General features: G+C 62.7%; 15 protein-coding genes. 6 read left to right on the top strand and 9 right to left on the bottom strand.

What is annotated here, in order from left to right; translation table 11 throughout:
• Nucleotide 1 precedes the first annotated feature (1 nt).
• The 3 genes from DB459_RS21965 to DB459_RS21955 form a co-directional block, all read right to left on the bottom strand.
• Complete coding sequence (locus DB459_RS21965; RefSeq protein WP_253707775.1) at nt 2–1,018, bottom strand: SIR2 family protein; 1,017 nt, start codon at nt 1,016–1,018, stop codon at nt 2–4.
• On the bottom strand, nt 1,018–1,581 hold the full coding sequence (locus tag DB459_RS21960; protein ID WP_253707773.1) for a hypothetical protein: 564 nt from the start codon (nt 1,579–1,581) through the stop codon (nt 1,018–1,020). The genes DB459_RS21965 and DB459_RS21960 overlap by 1 nt, the downstream gene beginning before the upstream one ends.
• Before the next feature lie 205 nt (nt 1,582–1,786).
• On the bottom strand, nt 1,787–3,046 hold the full coding sequence (locus DB459_RS21955; RefSeq protein ID WP_253707771.1) for a hypothetical protein: 1,260 nt from the start codon (nt 3,044–3,046) through the stop codon (nt 1,787–1,789).
• Nucleotides 3,047–4,273: 1,227 nt separating this feature from the next.
• On the opposite strand from DB459_RS21955, the gene DB459_RS21950 reads away from it, so the two are divergent.
• From DB459_RS21950 to DB459_RS21940, 3 genes are all read left to right on the top strand, one after another.
• Nucleotides 4,274–5,293, top strand: a complete 1,020-nt coding sequence (locus DB459_RS21950) for a TRAP transporter substrate-binding protein (RefSeq protein WP_253713658.1) — start codon at nt 4,274–4,276, stop codon at nt 5,291–5,293.
• A 4-nt stretch (nt 5,294–5,297) separates the two neighbouring features.
• Nucleotides 5,298–7,205 (top strand): TRAP transporter large permease subunit, encoded by a 1,908-nt coding sequence (locus DB459_RS21945; protein WP_253707769.1) that lies wholly within the window; start codon nt 5,298–5,300, stop codon nt 7,203–7,205.
• A gap of 101 nt (nt 7,206–7,306) precedes the next feature.
• The gene (locus tag DB459_RS21940) at nt 7,307–8,971 is read left to right on the top strand and encodes an acyl-CoA synthetase (RefSeq protein ID WP_253707767.1); all 1,665 of its coding nucleotides are present in this window, start codon (nt 7,307–7,309) and stop codon (nt 8,969–8,971) included.
• A gap of 553 nt (nt 8,972–9,524) precedes the next feature.
• Here DB459_RS21940 and DB459_RS21935 read toward each other — a convergent pair.
• The gene (locus tag DB459_RS21935) at nt 9,525–10,202 is read right to left on the bottom strand and encodes a hypothetical protein (protein ID WP_253707765.1); all 678 of its coding nucleotides are present in this window, start codon (nt 10,200–10,202) and stop codon (nt 9,525–9,527) included.
• A 755-nt stretch (nt 10,203–10,957) separates the two neighbouring features.
• Here DB459_RS21935 and DB459_RS21930 point away from each other — a divergent pair.
• A complete protein-coding gene (locus tag DB459_RS21930) occupies nt 10,958–13,882 on the top strand; it encodes a cold shock domain-containing protein (protein WP_253707763.1) in 2,925 nt (974 codons plus the stop codon).
• Between the two features lie 385 nt (nt 13,883–14,267).
• Nucleotides 14,268–15,215, top strand: coding sequence for an N-acetyl-gamma-glutamyl-phosphate reductase (gene argC, locus DB459_RS21925; protein WP_253707761.1), 948 nt, complete (start codon nt 14,268–14,270; stop codon nt 15,213–15,215).
• A gap of 19 nt (nt 15,216–15,234) precedes the next feature.
• On the opposite strand, the gene DB459_RS21920 is transcribed toward argC, so the two are convergent.
• On the bottom strand, nt 15,235–15,486 hold the full coding sequence (locus tag DB459_RS21920; RefSeq protein ID WP_253707759.1) for a helix-turn-helix transcriptional regulator: 252 nt from the start codon (nt 15,484–15,486) through the stop codon (nt 15,235–15,237).
• Between the two features lie 12 nt (nt 15,487–15,498).
• Nucleotides 15,499–16,056: a DUF2975 domain-containing protein gene (locus tag DB459_RS21915; protein ID WP_253707757.1), complete on the bottom strand. Its 558-nt coding sequence runs from the start codon at nt 16,054–16,056 to the stop codon at nt 15,499–15,501.
• A 74-nt stretch (nt 16,057–16,130) separates the two neighbouring features.
• Between DB459_RS21915 and DB459_RS21910 the strand changes: the two genes are divergently transcribed.
• Nucleotides 16,131–16,721, top strand: coding sequence for a hypothetical protein (locus DB459_RS21910; protein ID WP_253707755.1), 591 nt, complete (start codon nt 16,131–16,133; stop codon nt 16,719–16,721).
• 89 nt (nt 16,722–16,810) lie between these two features.
• Here DB459_RS21910 and DB459_RS21905 read toward each other — a convergent pair whose 3' ends face one another.
• The 3 genes from DB459_RS21905 to metG are packed head-to-tail and all read right to left on the bottom strand — an operon-like array spanning nt 16,811 to nt 19,943.
• On the bottom strand, nt 16,811–17,614 hold the full coding sequence (locus tag DB459_RS21905) for an MBL fold metallo-hydrolase (protein WP_253707753.1): 804 nt from the start codon (nt 17,612–17,614) through the stop codon (nt 16,811–16,813).
• Nucleotides 17,611–18,387, bottom strand: a complete 777-nt coding sequence (locus DB459_RS21900; RefSeq protein ID WP_253707751.1) for a TatD family hydrolase — start codon at nt 18,385–18,387, stop codon at nt 17,611–17,613. The genes DB459_RS21905 and DB459_RS21900 overlap by 4 nt, the downstream gene beginning before the upstream one ends.
• Nucleotides 18,387–19,943 (bottom strand): methionine--tRNA ligase, encoded by a 1,557-nt coding sequence (metG, locus tag DB459_RS21895; RefSeq protein ID WP_253707749.1) that lies wholly within the window; start codon nt 19,941–19,943, stop codon nt 18,387–18,389. The genes DB459_RS21900 and metG overlap by 1 nt, the downstream gene beginning before the upstream one ends.
• Nucleotides 19,944–19,959: the final 16 nt, after the last annotated feature.

The raw sequence follows: 19,959 nt of genomic DNA, 5'->3' as shown, positions 1-19,959 counted from the left end.
CCTAAAGGGCGGGAATGCGGGTAATGGCCATTCGGCCGTCATGGAAGAAGCGCTCGATTTTCATCAGCTCCACCATGTCCCGGCCGGATAACGTGTTCCGTATCGATCGTCTGGAAGCGCCTACGATTGCATCCTTGACCTGCTGCCGGGGATTGAGCGGTAGGGCCGGATTGGAGTCGATGGTCTTTGCGCCGTCAGGTCCAACCAGGAACAGCTTGAGGCCGCGCTTTTCGATGGCGTTGAAGATCACCCGGTTGATATGAGCATCGGCAAAGCTGTAGCCAATCACCATGAGGCGGGCCATCGGCATGTTAAGCCACCACTCGAATTGCGCGTGGTAGGATTCAAGAAGCGGGTGTTTGCCGATGTCGGCTTCCTTATTCCCGCCCAAGATCAGCATCATGTCCCGACCGTCCTTGATGTCGATCGAGCCGTGCAGCTTGTAATAGGGCTGTAGATTACGCGTGGGCGAAAAGTCGTCGCTGGCCCTGAACAAAGGAATTCGAGCAGCGAGGGAGCCAAACGTCAGGGTGTCCATGGCCGGCACCAGCCCAGGACGATAGGCGCCGACGTTCCGCGGCCCCTGATAGGTGTTCTTCGCAAAATCGGTGTCGGTCACGACCGGCAGGTAGTGGGCCTCAAGCAAAGTATCTTGGTTAAGCGTAAAGATCGCATCGAACCGGGTGAGAAAGCGAATGACGCCAAGCCGCGGGTCTTCAAACGCCTCGTCGAACTTCGATTGGCTAAAGGCCAGCCACATATCGCCAAACATGCGCCGGACAGCCGTGGTCATGTTGCGCAGGTCCTGCTCCACCTGCGGGGTGTAGTTCTCCTCGAACTCCTTCCTCAACCGGGCAAGGGTCGCCTCAAAGCCTCGGTTCTGGTCAGCCCACAGGACCTTGCGAAGATCCTCGTCGTTCTCGGTGACGCCCAACAGGTATTCGAACGCCTCGCTCGCCAGGTATCCGCCCCAGTTGTACGAGAAGCCGGCGCCGGTCAGCAAAATGTGGGGGATCATCATTTCTTCCGCTGGGCGGGATCAAGATGGGCGGGAAGGGGCGGCAAGGCAGGAATCTGCGAAATCGCAAACATGCCTTCTTCGAGAGCCGCATGATGGATGTTGGTCGCGATGTAATTCGACAGCTTGTGGCCGAAGTCGAAGTATTCGTTCAGGTCGTCGGCAACCTGCCTGATGTCCTCCAGAGAGGATTGGATAACGCTGGTGCTGCCCTGACGAGAAACCGAATAAATGGCCGTCTTGTTCTGCCAAGCCTCGACCATATTCGAGTGGACCAGCAAATTGCGATTGGTCGTCAAAATACCCATGGCCTTGAGGTAGTGCTTCGTCGCCGCCGCCGCATCTTCCGGCCAATCGACGTAGCTCACAAACGTTTCGATGAGGCGGACCCGGTCGCTCGGGTTCGTCCGGGCTGAAATGACCGCGGCCTGGCGCTCTTGGAGGTTTGCGACCGCCGCAAGCATCCAAACGTGGGTCAGTTCGAACCGCGCATAATTGATGCTCACGACCCCCAGCGCATGCGCGCATTCTGCCGGGGCGACCCGATAACGGGGCCAGCTCATCGATTCTCAACCTTCAAATGCTGCATTGTACTACAGGTTGAGATGGCGAAAAGCAGCGGAGGGTCAGGGCGGACGGAGTGGGGAGGGGACGATAATGCGTGCATGGGTAGATGCGCTGCGCAATCTGGTATGTCGCCGAAGGTTCTCCGGTGCCCGGTCCAGTTATCGGAATTAACCTGGACAGCCGCTGCAGATCAGCCTTCTATCATTTGGGAACGTTGAAGGCCATCACGGTGACGATGACCTCTCTGTTCGCGTCCGTTGGGTTACCGAACACTGAGCGGAAGCGCGTCTCGCTCTCCTTGACGGGGCCTCGTTTGTGGTTTGGGTGTTTCGGGATCGCGGTTTCGATGGTCGCCAACACCTTCGAGAAGTCGACGTTTTGGCTGAAGATGACCACTGCCGCTTTAGTGTCGCGCCAGCTCAGGTACCCCAGCAATTGGGTGATGGTGTCAAGGAAAGCCTTCTCTCCACCCCAGAACTTGCACTCAGCGATGAAGATGTTGCGATCTTTTTCCCTGATCAGGATGTCGGTCTTACCACTGTGGTTGAAGGTCTCACCCGTGGCGGCGCCCTCGAATTGGCCATTCAGCTGCACAAGAAAGTGCTGGCGGAGGGCCTCTTCGCCCATGGTCTCGAAGGCAGACGGGCTGCGCTCCATGACATGTGCCATGCCTTCCATGATCTTGAGGATGTGCTTGTAGGTCTCCTCGTCGAGAACTGGTTCGGGCTTAAATGGCGCCATCGCCTTCACGGTCTGAACACCGACAGGCTTGCGCTTTACGGGCGCGACATAGGTTTTGGGCGCGTCGGGCCGCGGCTTGAGATTGAAGCCTAGGGCGGCGATCGAGTTGCGGTCCTTCAAGACCTTGGCTTTGCGCGCTTCAACCGCAGTCCGCACCACCGTCTTGAGTTTCTCGTTGAAGGGATTAACAGACTGGCGGAGCCATCCGAGATGCTTCTCGATGTTGTCGATCACGTCTTCCAGCTCGGCCTTCGCCTGCTGCGGATTGAGCTCGACAGCGGAATAGGCGATGACAATGGCACCTTGCACAACGCGCGCGCGGGGTGGTCCGGAGGCGATGGTCGAAGGCTGGATGGCGAATGCTTCGGCGTCGCCGCTGAATGGTACGGATAGCCGGAGCAGGGTGCCGAGCACCGTGTAACCGGGCTCAACGCCGCGCGACCAGTAATCCCTAACCGCCACAGGGCCTTCAGAAGAGTCCACCCAGGCGGCGGCGCGATCGAGAACCGGGACGTCGATGGAGAACTGCGCGACAAGGCGATCGACAAGGTCATCCGTCGGAGTGTTGAGCAGCTCGTCGTCGTTGATGCTGGTCGGAGCGTTCCCTGCCTGGCGCTCCTGATTGTGGAGGATGTCGAAAATGCTCGTCCCGTTGAATAGATAGTCGCCGCTCGCGCTCGGCCCGTATCGGTTGAGCAATTCTCTGTTGCGCATGATCACCCCAACATTTCCCCGTTATTAGTATGTGCGCACAGCTAGTATGCCTTTCAAGGGGGCGATACGAGGTGTTGATTCCACTCGGTGCTATTTACAAAGGCCGCCCCGGCCGCGTTCTCAGCGGCTGGCTCAATCAGTTGGGCACGCGCAGGCTGGCAGGTTTGGGCACCGGCGGGACCTTTGGCATTGCATTCCCGCGGGATCAGGAAGCACTGCCGACTCCATTTACGCTAAGCGGGACGCGGCCGAAGTTGTCGACACGTCCGCGGCCGCGCCGGCGGCCAACCGGCATAGCAAGCGTTTGAAAGGTTCGATTGCCAGCGCATTTGCGACGTCGGCCGGCGAGCCTTGCGCTTTCGATGACGACCGAGGCCTTCCAAACTTGTCTTCGCTTCGCCCAAGCGGCCAAAGAGGAGCAAACCGATTCCGAGTTCGCTTAAAATGACTCATTTGCGGGCACAGCGACTCAGGGTCGCAGCTCAGCCGCGATTCGCATAAGGTATATTATGGAATATATATACTGACCCGGATTGCCCGCAAAGCTCGGCTGCGGCATTCACTTCTGGCCGCAAACACATAGTCCGACAACGTCTTTTGGCGCCGGCGCCAGCATCCAATCCCGCGCCGATCGCCGCCAGCAAGATCGCATGCGATGGCGACGCGACGCCCCCTCAGCCGCACGACGCAGCGTGCAATAATGGCGCGTGACGAAGCGCCGCCGTGGGCTCTCATCGAGGCCCAATGCACCCGCAGCGACGACCTCGCTTTAACAAGGCTCAGCGCTGCCGAGCCACGGCACGGCGCGGCCCGCGCGTTGACCATTGGCCTGCGGTCAGCTTCCGCGAGCTGCGGCGGCGTTGATCCGCCCCGCATAAGTTAATCGGCCCAGCATACGTCTTGTGCCAGCAGCGGGCCGCCGCGAAGCCGTTGTGACGGCCATGGGCCGTTTGAAGCGCCTGGCAACCGCCACCGGTGCCCACAAGGCCTGCGGCCTCCATTCACCCGGAATGAGCCGCCGCCGGCCGCCGTTTGCGCCCAGGGCTTGCACCCGGCACGGAGGTCCTTTAGTCGGCCGGACTGCCCGCTGCAGACGCTTCGGAAATCATCCAAATCGATCCCGGATGGCTGATGACCGGCTTGCAGGCGCTGGCTAAGATGACTTGAAACGGCCCGCCGCCAAGTGCGGGTGCTTGTCCTTTTGGGGGAGAACGTCCAATGAACTCGTCGCGTCTGAACCTGTCGCGTCGCACGCTGCTGAAAGCTTCCGCTGCCGCCACGCTGGCCGGCGGCCTCGGCGCGCCGTTGGTGGCGCGGGCCCAGCAGGCCGAATTCAGCTACAAGTTCGCCAACAACCTGCCCGACGTCCACCCGCTCAACATCCGCGCCAAGGAGATGGCGGCGGCGATCAAGGACGCCACCAAGGGCCGCTTCGACCTGCAGATCTTCCCCAACAACCAGCTCGGTTCCGACACCGACATGCTGAGCCAGATCCGCTCCGGCGGCGTCGAATTCTTCACGTTGTCGGGCCTGATCCTCGCCACGCTGGTGCCGGCGGCCTCGATCAGCGGCATCGGCTTCGCCTTTCCCGACTATGCCACGGTGTGGAAGGCCATGGACGGCGACCTCGGCGCCCATATCCGCGGCGAGATCACCAAGGCCAATCTCGTGGTGATGGACAAGATCTGGGACAACGGCTTCCGCCAGACCACCTCCTCCACCAAGCCGATCAACACTCCCGAAGACCTCAAGGGCTTCAAGATCCGCGTCCCGGTGTCGCCGCTGTGGACCTCGATGTTCAAGGCCTTCGACGCCGCACCGGCCTCGATCAATTTCAGCGAGGTCTATTCGGCGCTGCAGACCAAGGTGGTCGAGGGCCAGGAAAATCCGCTCGCCCTGATCGTCACCGCCAAGCTCTATGAAGTGCAGAAATACTGCTCCCTGACCAACCACATGTGGGACGGCTTCTGGTTCCTCGCCAACCGCCGCGCCTGGGAGAAGCTGCCGGCGGATGTGCGCGCCATCGTCGCCGACAACATCAATGCCGCCGCGCTCAAGCAGCGCGCCGATCTGGAAAAGCTCGCCTCGACCGCCCAGGACGAGCTCAAGGCCAAGGGCATGATCCTCAACCAGCCGGCCACCGGCCCCTTCCGCGACAAGCTGCGCGCCGCCGGCTTCTATGCGGAGTGGAAGGGCAAATACGGCGAGCAGGCCTGGGCGCTGCTCGAGAAGTCGGTCGGCAAGCTGGCCTGACGCCATGCAGGTCGCCGAGCTGGACAGCGGGCCTGGCGCGGCGCCGGCCGGAGCGGGCACCCGCCTCTCCGGCCACGGCAGCGTCGCGAAGCTGGAACGGGCGGTGGGCGCGGTGGTGGAAATCCCCGCGGCGCTGCTGGTCGTCGCCGAGATCGTCATCCTGTTCGTCGGCGTCGTCGCCCGCTACGGCTTGCGCAGTCCGCTGGTCTGGTCGGACGAGCTCGCCTCGATCCTGTTCCTGTGGCTCGCCATGCTCGGCTCGGCGATCGCCTTCCGCCGCGGCGAACACATGCGCATGACCGCGCTGGTGGCGCGCGCATCAGTGTCCCAACGCGCCTTTCTCGACCTCGTCGGCACCTGCGCCGCGCTCGGCTTCCTCTTGCTGGTGGCCTGGCCATCCTACGAATACGCCTATGAGGAAAGCTATATCACGACGCCGGCGCTGCAGATCGCCAACAGCTTCCGCGCCGCGGCGCTGCCCATCGGCATCGCCCTGATGGCGCTGTTCGCAGTTCTGCGGCTGTGGCGCGAGGCCCGTCCCGGCCTCGTGCTCGGCGCCATCCTGACCGTCGCGCTGGTCATGGCCGGATTCTGGTTCGCCCAGCCGTTTCTGCGCCAGCTCGGCAATCTCAACCTGATCATCTTCTTCGTCGGCCTGGTCGGCGCCTGCGTCTTCGCCGGCATTCCCATCGCCTTCGCCTTCGGCCTGTCGATCTTCGGCTATCTGCTACTCACCACCCACACGCCGCTGATGGTGCTGGTCGGCCGCATGGACGAGGGCATGAGCCATATCATCCTCTTGTCGGTACCGCTGTTCGTCTTCCTCGGCCTCCTGATCGAGATGACCGGCATGGCGCGCGCCATGGTCGCCTTCCTCGCCAGCCTGCTCGGTCATGTCCGCGGCGGCCTGCATTACGTGCTGCTCGGGGCGATGTATCTGGTCTCCGGCATTTCCGGCTCCAAGGCCGCCGACATGGCGGCGGTGGCGCCGGTGCTGTTCCCGGAAATGAAGGCGCGCGGCGCCAAACCCGGCGACCTCGTCGCCCTGCTGTCGGCGAGCGGCGCCCAGACCGAGACCATCCCGCCGAGCCTCGTCCTCATCACCATCGGCTCGGTCACCGGGGTGTCGATCTCGGCGCTGTTCACCGGCGGCCTGCTTCCCGGTCTCGTGCTGGCGCTGACGCTGGCCGCCCTGGTGTGGTGGCGCTATCGCGGCGAGGATCTCGGCCACGTCAAGCGGGCCGGGGCGGGCGAGATCGGCAAGACCTTCATCATCGCCCTGCCCGCCATCGCACTGCCTTTCGTCATCCGCGCCGCGGTGGTCGAGGGCGTCGCCACCGCTACCGAAGTCTCGACCATCGGCATCGTCTATGCGGTGCTGGCCGGGCTGGTACTCTATCGCCATTTCGCGTGGCGGCGGCTCGTGCCGATGCTGGTCGACACCGCCTGCCTGTCGGGCGCGATCCTGCTGATCATCGGCACCGCCACCGGCATGGCCTGGGGCCTGACCCAGTCCGGCTTCTCGCGGACGCTGGCCGCCACCATGGCCGGCCTGCCCGGCGGCGGCGCCACCTTCATCGCCGTCTCCATCGTCGCCTTCATCGTGCTCGGCAGCGTGCTCGAGGGCATCCCCGCGATCGTGCTGTTCGGCCCGCTGCTGTTTCCGATCGCCCGCACCGTCGGCGTCCACGAAGTGCACTATGCCATGATCGTCATCCTCGCCATGGGCATCGGCCTGTTCGCGCCGCCCTTCGGCGTCGGCTATTACGCCGCCTGCGCCATCGGCCGGGTCGATCCCGCCGAGGGCATGCGCCCGATCCTCGGCTATCTGCTGGCGCTGTTCATCGGCCTGCTCGTTGTCGCGGCGGTGCCGTGGATCTCGATCGGTTTCTTGCGCGGCGCCGCGGGATGAGGGGCGATTTTTCCCTCGACGCACGGCAATTTGTGAAAAACGCTTTTCAGGAATCCGTATAAGTCGTTGCGAGTTCGATTTGCGTGCGCGGAGGAACGACCATGAGTGCAGCCCATCCCCCCTCACCCCAAGGCCACTACGGCATCGGGCTGGACAAGAACGCCGCCAATTACGTCCCGCTGTCGCCGGTCAGTTTCCTGCAGCGCGCCGCCGCGGTGTATCCGCAGCTCACCAGCGCGGTCTATGAGGATCAAAGCTTCACCTGGGCCGAGACCTTCGCGCGCTGCCGCCGCTTCGCCGCCTTCCTGGTCGGCCGCGGCATCACGCGCGGCGACACCGTCGCGACCATGCTGCCGAATATCCCGGCGATGAACGAGGCCCATTTCGCCGTGCCCATGGCGGATGCGGTGCTCAACACCCTCAACACCCGCCTCGATGCCTCCGCCATCGCCTTCATGCTCGATCACGGCGGCGCCAAGGTGCTGCTGGTCGACCCGGAATTCGCCAGCGTGACCAGCGACGCGCTGGCGCTGATGACCGGACCGAAGCCGCTGGTGATCGACGTCGACGATGCAGCCTTCGCCGGCGGCCGGCGGATCGGCGAGATCGAATACGAGGCCGCCCTCGCCGCCGGCGATCCGGACTTCGCCTATGCGACGCCGCAGGACGAATGGGATGCCATTGCGCTGAGCTATACCTCGGGCACCACCGGCAATCCCAAGGGCGTCGTCACCCACCACCGCGGCGCCTATCTCAACGCCGTCAGCAACGTGCTGGCGGGCGGGCTCGGCCAGCATCCGGTCTATCTGTGGACGCTGCCGATGTTCCACTGCAACGGCTGGTGCTTCCCGTGGACGCTGGCGGCGACCGCCGGCGTCAATGTCTGCCTGCGCAAGGTCGACCCGGCCAGGATATTCGAACTGATCGCCCGCCACGGCGTCACCCACATGTGCGGCGCGCCGATCGTCTACAACACGCTGATCAATGCGCCGCAGGCGCCCAAGGGCGAGGCGGTGCGCCCGGTCACCGGCCTGATCGCCGGCGCGGCGCCGCCGGTCGCGGTGCTCGAGGGCGCCGAGCGCATCGGCATCCGCCTCACCCACGTCTACGGCCTCACCGAGGTCTACGGCCCGGCCTCGGTCTGCGCCGAGCAGCCCGGCTGGGACGATCTGCCCGCCGACCAGCGCGCGAAGCTCAAGCGGCGCCAGGGCGTGCCCTACCCGCTGGAGGAAGCCGTCACGGTGCTCGATCCGCAGACCCTGAAGCCGGTGCCGCGCGACGGCGAGACCATTGGCGAGGTCATGTTCCGCGGCAATATCGTGATGAAAGGCTACCTGAAGAACGAGAAGGCGACGCAGGAAGCCTTCGCCGGTGGCTGGTTCCATACCGGCGACCTCGGCGTGCTCGATGCCGACGGCTACGTCATCATCAAGGACCGCTCCAAGGACATCATCATCTCCGGCGGCGAGAACATCTCGTCGGTCGAGGTCGAGGACGTGCTCTACAAGCATCCGGCGATCCTGTTCGCCGCGGTGGTCGCCAAGCCGGACAGCAAATGGGGCGAGGTGCCCTGCGCCTTCGTCGAGCTCAAGCCCGGGATGAGCGCCACCGAGGCGGACATCGTCGCCTATTGCCGCGAGCACCTGCCCGGCTTCAAGTCGCCCAAGGCCATCGTGTTCGGCGAGCTGCCCAAGACCTCGACCGGCAAGATCCAGAAATTCGTGCTGCGCGACCAGGTCGGCTCGGCCAAGGCGATCCAGTCTTGAGCCTCTGAACCGCGGCAAACCACTGCTTCGGCCTCTCCATCGTCATGCCCGGCCTGCCGCCTCCCCTAAGAAGCTTCGGCGCGCCAAGGCGGCCGGGCTAGCCTTGTCGCGGCGAGGAATGGTGATGCCGTTGCCGTCGGCGCGGATGATGTAGAACTCCTCCTCCAGCTCCAGCGCGGATGCGGTTGTCGATGTCGGCCAGCTTCTCCTTACGGTCGTTGGGGTGCATGACGACGAGACCTCGCCGCAGCTCGTCGACCCGAATCTCGTCGATCCGCGCGTGCAAGGCTTCCGCGAGCTGACAGGCGCACAACCACGCCATCATCGCGATGGCCTCGCCCCCCGAGCCAGTCCAGCTGCTGCCGTGCTGCACGCTCAGCTGACCGTTCTCGACCTTGATGCTCGGCAGGCCTGCTTCGCGAGAGACTCAACGTGACGGTCGGCCTGAAGGTACAGGTCCTCGACCGGGGGAACCGAGCTTGCCACGCTCTTTCGCATACTGAGTAGCTGCTCAATCTCGATGCGCACAATCCGATCTGCCCATCTGAGATGCTCAACCCTTCTCGTTCATCGGCGGATATTCGCCAAAGCAATCGTTGTACGATTCGAGCAGCCAGCTCTCGGCTCGCGGCGCTCCAATGACCTCCTCGCCCTTGTGATCAACCCAGTGCTGAGTATAGGCCCAATCGACTGCCAGCGAAGACCAGGGATATTGCTTCTGCCGCGCAGCGCAATGATCCCATGCCTGAATGACGTGATGCTCTCGCTTCGCAAGCTGCATGAGCCGGGTTCTCAGAATCGACCAGCCCCGCTTGCTGCCCGCTCGGCCGATGTAAATCGTACCCGTCGGGTCCACTCCGCAGAATCGGCCTATCGAGATACCCTGTACGAACACCCGATACACTCCATACCACTCACTTGAGTATCTCGATGACGGCAACAGGCCGTAGTTGTCTCTCAGCTCCGAGAGGAGGCGCGGCTTGACCCACGGATACCTGACAGTTGCCTGAACCTTTCTGCGATCGTGGCGGACCTTTCCAAGGTGAAATCTCGGCGTCCAAACCGTGCGCCTCAGAAACCTTGGTACGCCACTCTGCCAGTCCGGCCAGACATCACTGTCGCCTAACGGGGCGATCAGCTTTCTGGCCTCCGCAAGCGCGTCGTCGGCAGTGTGCGCATACTCTCTGCCGTACTCGATCTCTTGGTCTTCATCGTCCTCCGCTTCGCCCACGGAAACTCCTGAAGTTCAGCCAGCCCCGTCAACTATCATGACCGCGACGCGCCTGCGCGCCCTGATTGCGCAAAAGTTGCAGTTTGCGGGCAGTGTTGTTCGCTGGTTGCCAACATAGTGGGCGGCTATGCCCGTTTGGCGCATGGCAGCAGCCATGGCAGCCCCATTTCGGTGCCCGGGCGCGGTTGGGGTACGGCCCGACCGCCAAAACGCTCCCAGGCGACTTTATGCGAGTCCCGGCGAGCCCCCAGAACGGCTACCAACCCCGGCCAAGCCCGGCCCAGCGCCCGGCGGGCGGCCCTGCGGCTGGTGGGGCGGCCAGCCGCCCGCCAGCACCACCCAGCCCACCCGCTCCGGTGCATCGCCCAGCGAGGCGCAAAACACCCCGTTAACTCGGGCGCATCGCGTTGATTGTCCTAATTTCGGGGAGGATATAGCTGGTTTGCCCGTAGTGAATGACGGGAGATCGACATGGGTACCAAGGTCGGGAGCGCCAAGCAGACGCGCAGGCTGGCGAGGCTGCTCGAGAAGTGTCGAGGTCGATTGACGCTGGAGACGCGCGCATGGCGAGCGCAGCCAGGCGAGCAATCGATGCCATCGTCGCGTCCTCAAATAGAGCGCCCAGATTGAAGAGGCGACGACCAAGCCCACCCGCCGACACCTAACAATCAAAAGTAGCGGCATCATCCCAGCGTTGCTATCATCAACGCTGAGATAGCGGGCAACGAACCGCTTCAAAGATGTGAGCCGCCTTTATGTCTGCTCTAGATGCCTCCTATGCGCGCGCCGTCGCTCTGATCGATGATGTTGAGCCACGCTTGGACACAATAATCACGGAAGAAGACGCCAAGCTCCAATTAATAGTCAGGTTTTTCACGGAAGTGCTAAGCTGGGATCATGCCGATCTGTCTGCCGAGCGCAAGAACGACAACGGATATTCCGACTACGTAGTGAGCGACGACAATCGGCCTGCACTCGTGATTGAAGCAAAGCGTCAAGGCGCTCTGGAGCTTGCGACAAGTGCCAAATCTAAGTCGCTCTACAAGATATCTGGTCCCGCGCTTAAAAAATGCATCGACGGGATAGAACAGGCCGCGTCCTATTGCGCGCCGGATGGCATACAGCTAGCTGTCGTTACCGACGGAACAACGTGGATATTCTTTAGGCCATACATTCCCAACGAAAACTACAAGACCAAGGAAGCGATCGTGTTTCCAAATCTGCGGTCGATCGCAGACGATTTTGCATCATTTTTCGAGCTGGCGTCGAAAGAAGGTTATCGAGGCTCGTTGTACAAGCACATTTTCGACAAGATTCATGATCGGCGATTGCTACTGACGCTTGGTCTTCATTCAGCTTTCACAGATTCCGACATTCACCCCAACCAGAAGTCGCAGATTGCCTTCGATCTGGACAGAATATTCAATTCGTTCTTTGCGGGAATGGCGGGCGAGTCTGATCCGGACATGCTCATTGAGTGCTTCGTCGAGACAAAAGAAAGCCGTATCGCCGATTTCGCTCTTGAAAAATTGACTACCTACGTGCTCGGGAATATCAGCCCGCTCGATAAGCAGGTCGACGAGAGTCTCCAGCAGCTCATTTCAAGCACGATAACGGACAAGCACGGGGACACCGTGTTCATTGTCGGACCGTCTGGAGCCGGTAAGACGACATTCCTAGAGCGCTTTTTCAAAGCGACGCTTCCCCACAATGTACGGGAGCGCTGCGTCGTGGTGAACGTTAATGCATTGGACGCCACAGGCGATACAGGCACGTCACCGGCTTGGTTTACGAACGATATCATCTCAAAGATCGAGAAAGAGCTCTATCCTAAGGGCTTTCCAAACTGGGATCAGCTGCTCGGCTTGTACTATCAGGAATATGTCAAGCGCAGCGAGGGCGTCGACGCTGAGCTTTACAAGCGAGACAAGAATGCCTTCAAGGAGAAGTTTGGCACCTACATGGATGAGCGGGTCGAGCAAGATCGCGAGGGTTATCTCCGACGACTGCTCATTGACATCGTGGAAAACCGAAAACGCCTCCCAATCTTTGTTGTCGACAACACAGACGAATTTTCCGCCCAGTTCAAAGAGACGTTGTTCCAATACTTTCAGAGCCTAAGGAGACACGTCACCCATTGCCTCCTGTTGTTTCCGTTGACCGATCGCTCCGCCTGGGCGTTTTCGAAAACTGAGATATTCAACATCTATTCTTCGAAATCATACTTCCTACCGACCCCGCCTCCGCGTGAAATCTTTCGAAAGCGGCTTGAGTATCTGAAGGCGAAAATCAAACCGACTGGAAAAACTGCTGGCGTCTACGACGCCGGCAATTTTCGAGTTAAGCTAGAAAGCCTTGAGGCATTTGCCTCCGCGATCGAAGATATCTTCGTGCTGCAAGACTACATTTCAAACAGGCTTGGAAGCCTGGCAAACTACAATATCCGTCGAACCCTCGCGCTGGCTCGGCGCGTCATAACTTCGTCGGCGCTAAACATCGAGGATCTCCTCAGGTCATATGTTGCAGGCGATCAGCAGCCCTTGTCAGCTGACCGGTTTATGCTCACTCTGATTTTGGGAGACTACAATTTCTATAAACGCGGCGATGCTCACTCTGTTTTTCCGATGTTCGACGTGAGCACAGAGATTGCTCAATCTCCGCTTCTAAACGTAAGAATTCTCGGTCTTCTGAAAGCGACACACGACGCGCGGTCCTCCGATGACAGTCGATACTTATCTACGGCATCCATTGCCCAGTATTTTGATGGAATGGGCTTCGCCGAAACGGCCGTCGAAAGCGCGCTGTCTTCGCTAATGCAGGCCTCGCTAGTTGAGGCGCACGACCCATCAAAAGGCAACCTCGCTCCGTCCCAGGGCGCTGCAATAACATACAGCGGGCTGACGCACCTAGAGTTGGCTCTCTACAATCCGATTTACTTTGAGCAGATGGCTCTAACAGCCATCATGGCAAATGCCGATATCGCAAAACAAATTCGCGGCCACGCCGAGTCAAGTGAAGCAATTGACGTTCGCATGAAGAAGGTGCGGGAGACTTTTGCCGCCTTTCTAATCGATGAAGATTCGAAATTTGGGCGCGTGCCAGAATCGAGCCAATATAAAGTTCAAAAAGAAGTGACTGCTGATATCTTGAAGTTCTCTGGCGGCACGTCAGAGGCAGAGCTGTCTACGCGTGACGCCGTAAAAGTCAGTGCCAAGCACGGAGTCGTCATTGAAAGGGCAAATGCCGTAGTTGATTGGTTCGATGAAAATAAAGGTTATGGATTCGCAGCCGTCGAACAACTGGGCGAGTCCGCCTTCCTGCATGCATCAGTGTTGTCAAAATCAGGAGTAGGCAGCGTACACGATGGCGACGTCATGGTCGTAGATGTATCCCGCGGCCCCCGTGGCATCTCAATATCGAACGTTCATCGAACTCAAGTTGCGCACGATGCCGCTGCAAAGCTAGTCGACGCGGTTGTTATAAAGATCTTCGAGGATCGCGGATACGGATTCGTCCATGTGCCGAGCATGGGGCAAGACGCATTTTTTCACGTATCTATTCTGCCCGAGCAAGATAGGGCCTCTTTCGAACTCGGCGCGACACTCAAAGTTGAGCTAAATATCGACCCTAGAGGACGAGGCTTACAGGTCCGTCGAGTTCTCACTGCTGCCACGGCTTGAATCTCATGAACGTGTCACTGCAGGCGTGCTGCGGCCCGCTAGCGGGAGGCAACTGTGTCAAGCCCGGCAATGACAAGAATGAAGCTCAGAGTGGAACTTTTCGCTCCTTGCCGCCCCCCGGATATGTGAATCTGATAGCCGAACGGGGCGGGGCGCCGGAGCCGGGCGGCTCTCCCCGCTCCCGCCGTTGACAGTTCCTTCCGGCGGCGCTATGTCGCCGGCCATGATCAAGTGTGGCCAGAACCGTCGTCTCCGCCGTCCGGCGCCGCGCGCGCGGGAGCGATGATGGCTGCATGAATGCATCCGAAGTCGCTTGAAGCCGCGCCGATCCCGAGCGCGGCTTTTTTGTTTGTCCACTCACATCGTCATCACGCGGGAGAAGCACATGGCTGCGCCCTCGACCAGGCCCACCCTCTTCATCGACGGCGAAGCCGGCACCACCGGCATCGAGATCCGCGATCGCCTCGCCGGCGTGGCGGGGCTTTCGGTCCGCTCGATCGCCCCGGAGCGGCGCAAGGATCCGGCGGCGCGCAAGGCGCTGATGGCCGAGGTCGATCTCGTGGTGCTGTGCCTGCCCGATGATGCCGCCAGGGAGGCGGTGGCGCTGGCCGACCAGCTCGGGCCGCGGGCGCCGCGGATTCTCGACGCCTCCTCGGCCCATCGGGTGGCCGAAGGCTGGACCTTCGGCTTCCCCGAACTGAACGCCGGTCAGGCCGAGGCGATCGCCAAGGCAAAGCGGGTGTCCAATCCGGGCTGCTACCCGACCGGCGGCATCGCCCTGTTGCATCCGCTGGTCGTCGCCGGGCTGATCCCGGCCGACTATCCAGTGACGGTGAACGCCGTGTCCGGCTATTCCGGCGGCGGCAAATCGATGATCGAGGCCTATGAAGCCGGGCGGGCACCGGCGTTCGAGCTCTACGGCCTCGGCCTCGAGCACAAGCATCTGCCCGAGCTGCAGAAATACAGCGGCCTGACGCGGCGGCCGATCTTCGTGCCGTCGATCGGCAATTTCCGCAAGGGCATGCTGGTGTCGGTGCCGCTGCATCTCGACACCCTGCCCGGCAAGCCGGCCGCCAAGGATCTCGAGGCCGCGCTGGCGAAACACTATGCCGGCGCCCAGTACGTCAAGGTGGTGCCGTCCGACGACGCCTCGATGAAGGCGGGACGGATCGACGCGCTCGCGCTCAACGACACCAACCTGCTCGAATTGCGGGTTTACGCCAACGACCAGCACCGCCAGGCGGTGCTGGTCGCCCGGCTCGACAATCTCGGCAAGGGCGCCTCGGGCGCGGCAGTCCAGAACATCGGCATCATGCTCGGCGTCGCGACGTGAGCGGGCGCGCCGGCCTCGCTCAGTGGCCGGCGGACCGCGTCGTCGTATCGTCGCCGCGCTCGTCCGTATCGGCGCGATATTCGAGGATGTCGCCGGGCTGACAGTCGAGCACGGCACATATCCGCTCGAGCGTATCGAAGCGGATGCCTTTGACCTTGCCGGACTTCAAGAGCGAGACGTTCTGCTCGGTGATGCCGATGCGCTCGGCGAGCTCCTTGGAGCGCATCTTGCGCCGCGCCAGCATGACATCGAGATTGACGACGATCGCCATTCCAAATCTGCCTCAGACGAAACGGGCGTGCTCGTCGGCGATGCGCGCCGCCTCGACCATCACCCAGGAGATCGCCAGCAGCACGCCGCCGACGATCAGCGCGACGTAGTCGTTGACGCTCAAGGTGATGCCGAGCAGCCGCTGGCCGGGCGGATTGCTCAAGGTGAAGGCGAGCAGCAGACCGGTCGACGACGCCGGCCCGAGCACCGCCTGGGCCAGCACCGCGCCGGCGAAGAGATGCAGCCGCCGCGCGCTGTCGCGGGTGAAGACGCGGCCCTCGGCGAAGTCGCGAAACAGCGCGCGCGCCTGCCACAGACCATAGAGCATCACGCCGATCGGCACCGCCGTCACCGCCGCGCCGGCGATGAGGCGGCCGGGCGTCAGCGGCAGGCCGGCACCCGGCTGGCCGACGCGGGCGATCAGAAATGTCCGCGTCCAGTCCGGAATGAAGAAGACGAGGACCATGGCGATGGCGATCAGGACGGTGCCGACCGTCGTCACCGCGGCCATGGCCCGGGAGAAGCGGCGCAGGCGGCCGGAAGAGGCAGTTGCAGTCAGAACTTCAGTCATGATCAGGCGACCTCATTGACGCGATGATTTATTATCATTACACGATAATTTCTTCTCGTCAATATGGAGATTCCGTGCGCCCCCGCGCCGCCAGATCCGCAACCCGCCTGTTCTGTTGCGCAGCCGCCCTCGCCCTCGCCGGCTGCGGCCACATGCCGGTCACGTCGATGGTCAGGTTGGCGCGGGTCGATTTCCAGACCAGCGATCCGGCGCAATTGCGGGCCGCGATCAAGCTGCCGAAGAGCCTCAAGCCGCTGCCGCGCGGCGTTGCGCTGCGCATCGCGGTCAAGGTCGGCCGCTCGGCCGAGGAGGCGCAGGATTTCGTGCTGCGCGAACTGCCGGATGTCGGCGAACTCGCCGGCGAGGCCGATGCGGCGAGCCGGATCTACGCCTATAGCCTCGACGATGCCGATGTCGCGCGTCTCAATGCCTTCCGTGCCGCGCTGCTCGAGCGCAAGAAGGCCGGCGATCACGGCTCGCTGTCGATCTCGGTACGCCCGCAGGCCTGCAGCACCGAAGAGATCGGCGGCGCCGCGATCATCTTCACCAGCTATCTGCGCACCTCGGAGACCGGCAGCTACGTCACCCTGGCACGCGACGTCGACCTGCGCAGCATCGCGCCCGATCGTGCGGTGGCCACCGAAATTCCGCGCTGCGCGTCGTGAGTCGTGATGCCCGCGCTTGCCGCCAGCATCCACGTCTTGACAGCGCTCCAGCAACGCAGGTCGTGGATGGCCAGGGGAGCAGTCCCCGCTCAGCCCTCGTCGAGCGTCAGCTGCAGCCCGTCATAGGCGGGCACCACGCCCTCGGGCAGCTGCTGGCGCAGCACCTCGTAATCGAGGTCGGAATGCAGGTTGGTGATGACGGCGCGCCGCGGCTTGAAGCGGGCGATCCAGTCGAGCGCGTCGTCGACGCTGAAATGGCTGGGATGCGGCGCATAGCGCAGCCCGTCGACGATCCACAGATCGAGATTTTCCAGCGCCGGCCACGACTCGGGTGGAATGTCGTTGAGGTCCGGCGAATACGCCGCGTTGCCGATCCGATAGCCGAGCGCCGGAATGTTGCCGTGCTGGACCAGGAAGGCGCTCAAGGTCAGCTCCCCGCCCTTGCCGACGATGGTCCGGCTCTCGCCCGCCTCGATCGGCAGACTGGTCAGGATCGGCGGATAATCGCTGCCCGGCGGCGAGACGAAGCAATAGGAGAAGCGGCTCAGGATATCCTTGGAGGTCGACTGGTTGAGATAGACCGGGATGCGGGCGCGCTGGTGCAGCACCACCGAGCGCAGGTCGTCGATGCCGTGGGTCTGGTCGGCATGCTCATGGGTCAGGAACACCGCATCGATATGAGCGACGGCCGTCGCGATCAGCTGTTCGCGCAGGTCGGGCGACGTGTCGATCACGATGCGCGTCACGCCGTCGGCCGAGCGCTTCTCCACCAGCAGCGAGCAGCGCAGCCGGCGATTCTTCGGATTGTTGGGATCGCAGGCGCCCCAGCCCAGGGCCGGCCGCGGCACCCCGGCCGACGAACCGCAGCCGAGGATCGTCAGCGTCGTCGTCATGCGGGCACCTTGCTGAACAGCCGGAAGAAATTCTCGGTGGTCTGGCGCGCGATCTCCTCGAAGCTGACGCCACGGACTTCAGCCAGCAGCCTGGCGGTCTCGACCACATAGGCCGGCTCGTTGCGCTTGCCGCGAAATTTGCCGGGGGCGAGATAGGGCGAGTCGGTCTCCACCATGATGCGGTCGGCGGGCAGTTCGGCGGCGAGGTCGCGCAAGGCCTGCGAATTCTTGAAGGTGAGAATGCCGGTGAAGGAGATCGACAGGCCGAGCCCGATCGCCTTCATCGCCAGTTCGCGTCCTCCGGTGTAGCAATGCAGCACGGCGCGGAAAGGTCCCTTGGCCATTTCCTCGTCGAGGATGTGCCCGCACGCCTCGTCGGCGTCTCGCGTGTGAATCACCAGCGGCAGGCCGGTGGCACGGGCCGCGGCGATATGGGCGCGAAAGCCGCGCTCCTGCGCCGCGGGCGAGCCGAGATCGTAGTGGTTGTCGAGCCCCGCCTCGCCCAGCGCCACGACCTTGGGATGCCGCGTCAGGTCGATCAGTTCCTGCGCGCTGATGCCGTCTTCCTCGTCGACATGGAGCGGATGGGTCCCGACCGAGCAGTAGACATCATCATAACGCTCGGCGATGGCGATGAGCGCCGGCAGGCGCTTCACCCGCGTCGAGATCGTGACCATCCGGCCGACGCCCGCCGCCGTGGCGCGCGCGACGAGGCCGTCGAGATCCTCGGCGAAGTCGGGAAAATCGAGGTGGCAGTGACTATCGACCAGCATCACTTGCTCTCGGCGGGCTCGACATAGCGCGGGAACACCGGCGATGGCGGCGGCAGCGTGCTGCCCGGCGCGATGCGCCCGGCGAGCGCGGCGAAGCTGCGGGCCTCAAGCGCGATGCCGAGGATGTCGAGCAGCCTGGCGGCGGAGGCCGGAATGAAGGGCTGCGCCAGGATGGCGACCTTGCGCACCACGTCCGCCGTCACATAGAGCACCGTCGCCTGACGCGGCGGATCGGTCTTGGCCAGCGCCCACGGCGCCTCGCCGGCAAAATAGCGGTTGGCCTCGGCGACCACTGCCCAGATCGCGTTCAACGCCACATGGATCTGCTGGGTCGCCATGGCGGTGCGGGCCTGGCCGAGCATGGCGTCGGCCTGGGCCAGGATCGCCTTGTCGCTGTCGCTGAAGGCGCCGGGGGTCGGCACCTGCCCGCCATACTGCCTGGCGACCATGGTCAGGGAGCGCTGCGCCAGATTGCCGAGATCGTTGGCGAGATCGGCATTGGTGCGGGCGACGATCGCCTCGTGGCTGTAGCTGCCGTCCTGGCCGAACGGCACCTCGCGCAGCAGAAAATAGCGCAACTGGTCGACGCCGTATTGCTCGGTCAACGCGAAGGGATCGACCACGTTGCCGACCGACTTCGACATCTTCTCGCCGCGGTTGAACAGGAAGCCGTGGGCATAGACCCGCTTCTGCACCGGAATGCCGGCCGACATCAGGAAGGCCGGCCAGTACACCGCATGGAAGCGGATGATGTCCTTGCCGATGATGTGCACGTCCGCCGGCCAGTAGTGCCAGCGCGGATCGTCCTCGTCGGGGAAGCCGACGCCGGTGATGTAGTTGGTCAAGGCGTCGACCCAGACATACATCACGTGCTCCGGATCGCCCGGCACCTTGACGCCCCAATCGAAGGTGGTGCGCGACACCGACAGGTCCTTCAGACCGCTCCTGACGAAGCTGATCACCTCGTTGCGGCGGCTGTCGGGGCCGATGAAATCGGGCTGGCTCTCGTAGAGCTTGAGCAGCTTGTCCTGATAGGCGGACAGGCGAAAGAAATAGCTCTTCTCCTCGACCCATTCGACCGGCGTGCCCTGCGGGCCACGGCGCACCTTGTCCTCGCCGACGACGGTCTCCTCCTCGGCGTAATAGGCCTCGTCGCGCACCGAATACCACCCGGCATAGCTGTCGAGATAGATGTCGCCGGCCTTGGCCATGCGTTCCCAGACCGCCTGGACCGAGCGGTGGTGCGCCGGCTCCGAGGTGCGGATGAAGCGATCGAACGAGACGTTCAGCCGCTCGTCCATCTCCTTGAAACGCGCGGCGTTGCGGACGGCGAGCTCCGCCGGGGTCAGCGCTTCCTTCTGCGCCGTCTGGATCATCTTCAGGCCGTGCTCGTCGGTACCGGTCAGGAAGAACACGTCCTTGCCGTCGAGCCGCTGGAAGCGGGCCAGCGCGTCGGTGGCGATCGCCTCATAGGCGTGGCCGATATGCGGCGCGCCGTTCGGATAGGAGATCGCCGTCGTGATGTAGAAGGAATTGGAACTCGTCGCGTTCGCCATCGTCGCGAATGCCTTT

The organism is Bradyrhizobium sp. WD16 (genome assembly GCF_024181725.1).
Lineage (GTDB): Bacteria > Pseudomonadota > Alphaproteobacteria > Rhizobiales > Xanthobacteraceae > Bradyrhizobium_A.
This window is presented reverse-complemented; position numbering and strand designations above follow the sequence as displayed.

What these genes read in the sequence shown, in the direction of transcription:
- DB459_RS21940 (WP_253707767.1), top strand. Translation starts at nt 7,307, where the DNA reads ATGAGTGCAGCCCATCCCCCCTCACCCCAAGGCCACTACGGCATCGGG.
- DB459_RS21930 (WP_253707763.1), top strand. Translation starts at nt 10,958, where the DNA reads ATGTCTGCTCTAGATGCCTCCTATGCGCGCGCCGTCGCTCTGATCGAT.
- DB459_RS21960 (WP_253707773.1), bottom strand. Translation starts at nt 1,581, where the DNA reads ATGAGCTGGCCCCGTTATCGGGTCGCCCCGGCAGAATGCGCGCATGCG.
- metG (WP_253707749.1), bottom strand. Translation starts at nt 19,943, where the DNA reads ATGGCGAACGCGACGAGTTCCAATTCCTTCTACATCACGACGGCGATC.
- DB459_RS21920 (WP_253707759.1), bottom strand. Translation starts at nt 15,486, where the DNA reads ATGGCGATCGTCGTCAATCTCGATGTCATGCTGGCGCGGCGCAAGATG.
- DB459_RS21965 (WP_253707775.1), bottom strand. Translation starts at nt 1,018, where the DNA reads ATGATCCCCCACATTTTGCTGACCGGCGCCGGCTTCTCGTACAACTGG.
- argC (WP_253707761.1), top strand. Translation starts at nt 14,268, where the DNA reads ATGGCTGCGCCCTCGACCAGGCCCACCCTCTTCATCGACGGCGAAGCC.
- DB459_RS21915 (WP_253707757.1), bottom strand. Translation starts at nt 16,056, where the DNA reads ATGACTGAAGTTCTGACTGCAACTGCCTCTTCCGGCCGCCTGCGCCGC.
- DB459_RS21905 (WP_253707753.1), bottom strand. Translation starts at nt 17,614, where the DNA reads ATGACGACGACGCTGACGATCCTCGGCTGCGGTTCGTCGGCCGGGGTG.
- DB459_RS21945 (WP_253707769.1), top strand. Translation starts at nt 5,298, where the DNA reads ATGCAGGTCGCCGAGCTGGACAGCGGGCCTGGCGCGGCGCCGGCCGGA.
- DB459_RS21900 (WP_253707751.1), bottom strand. Translation starts at nt 18,387, where the DNA reads ATGCTGGTCGATAGTCACTGCCACCTCGATTTTCCCGACTTCGCCGAG.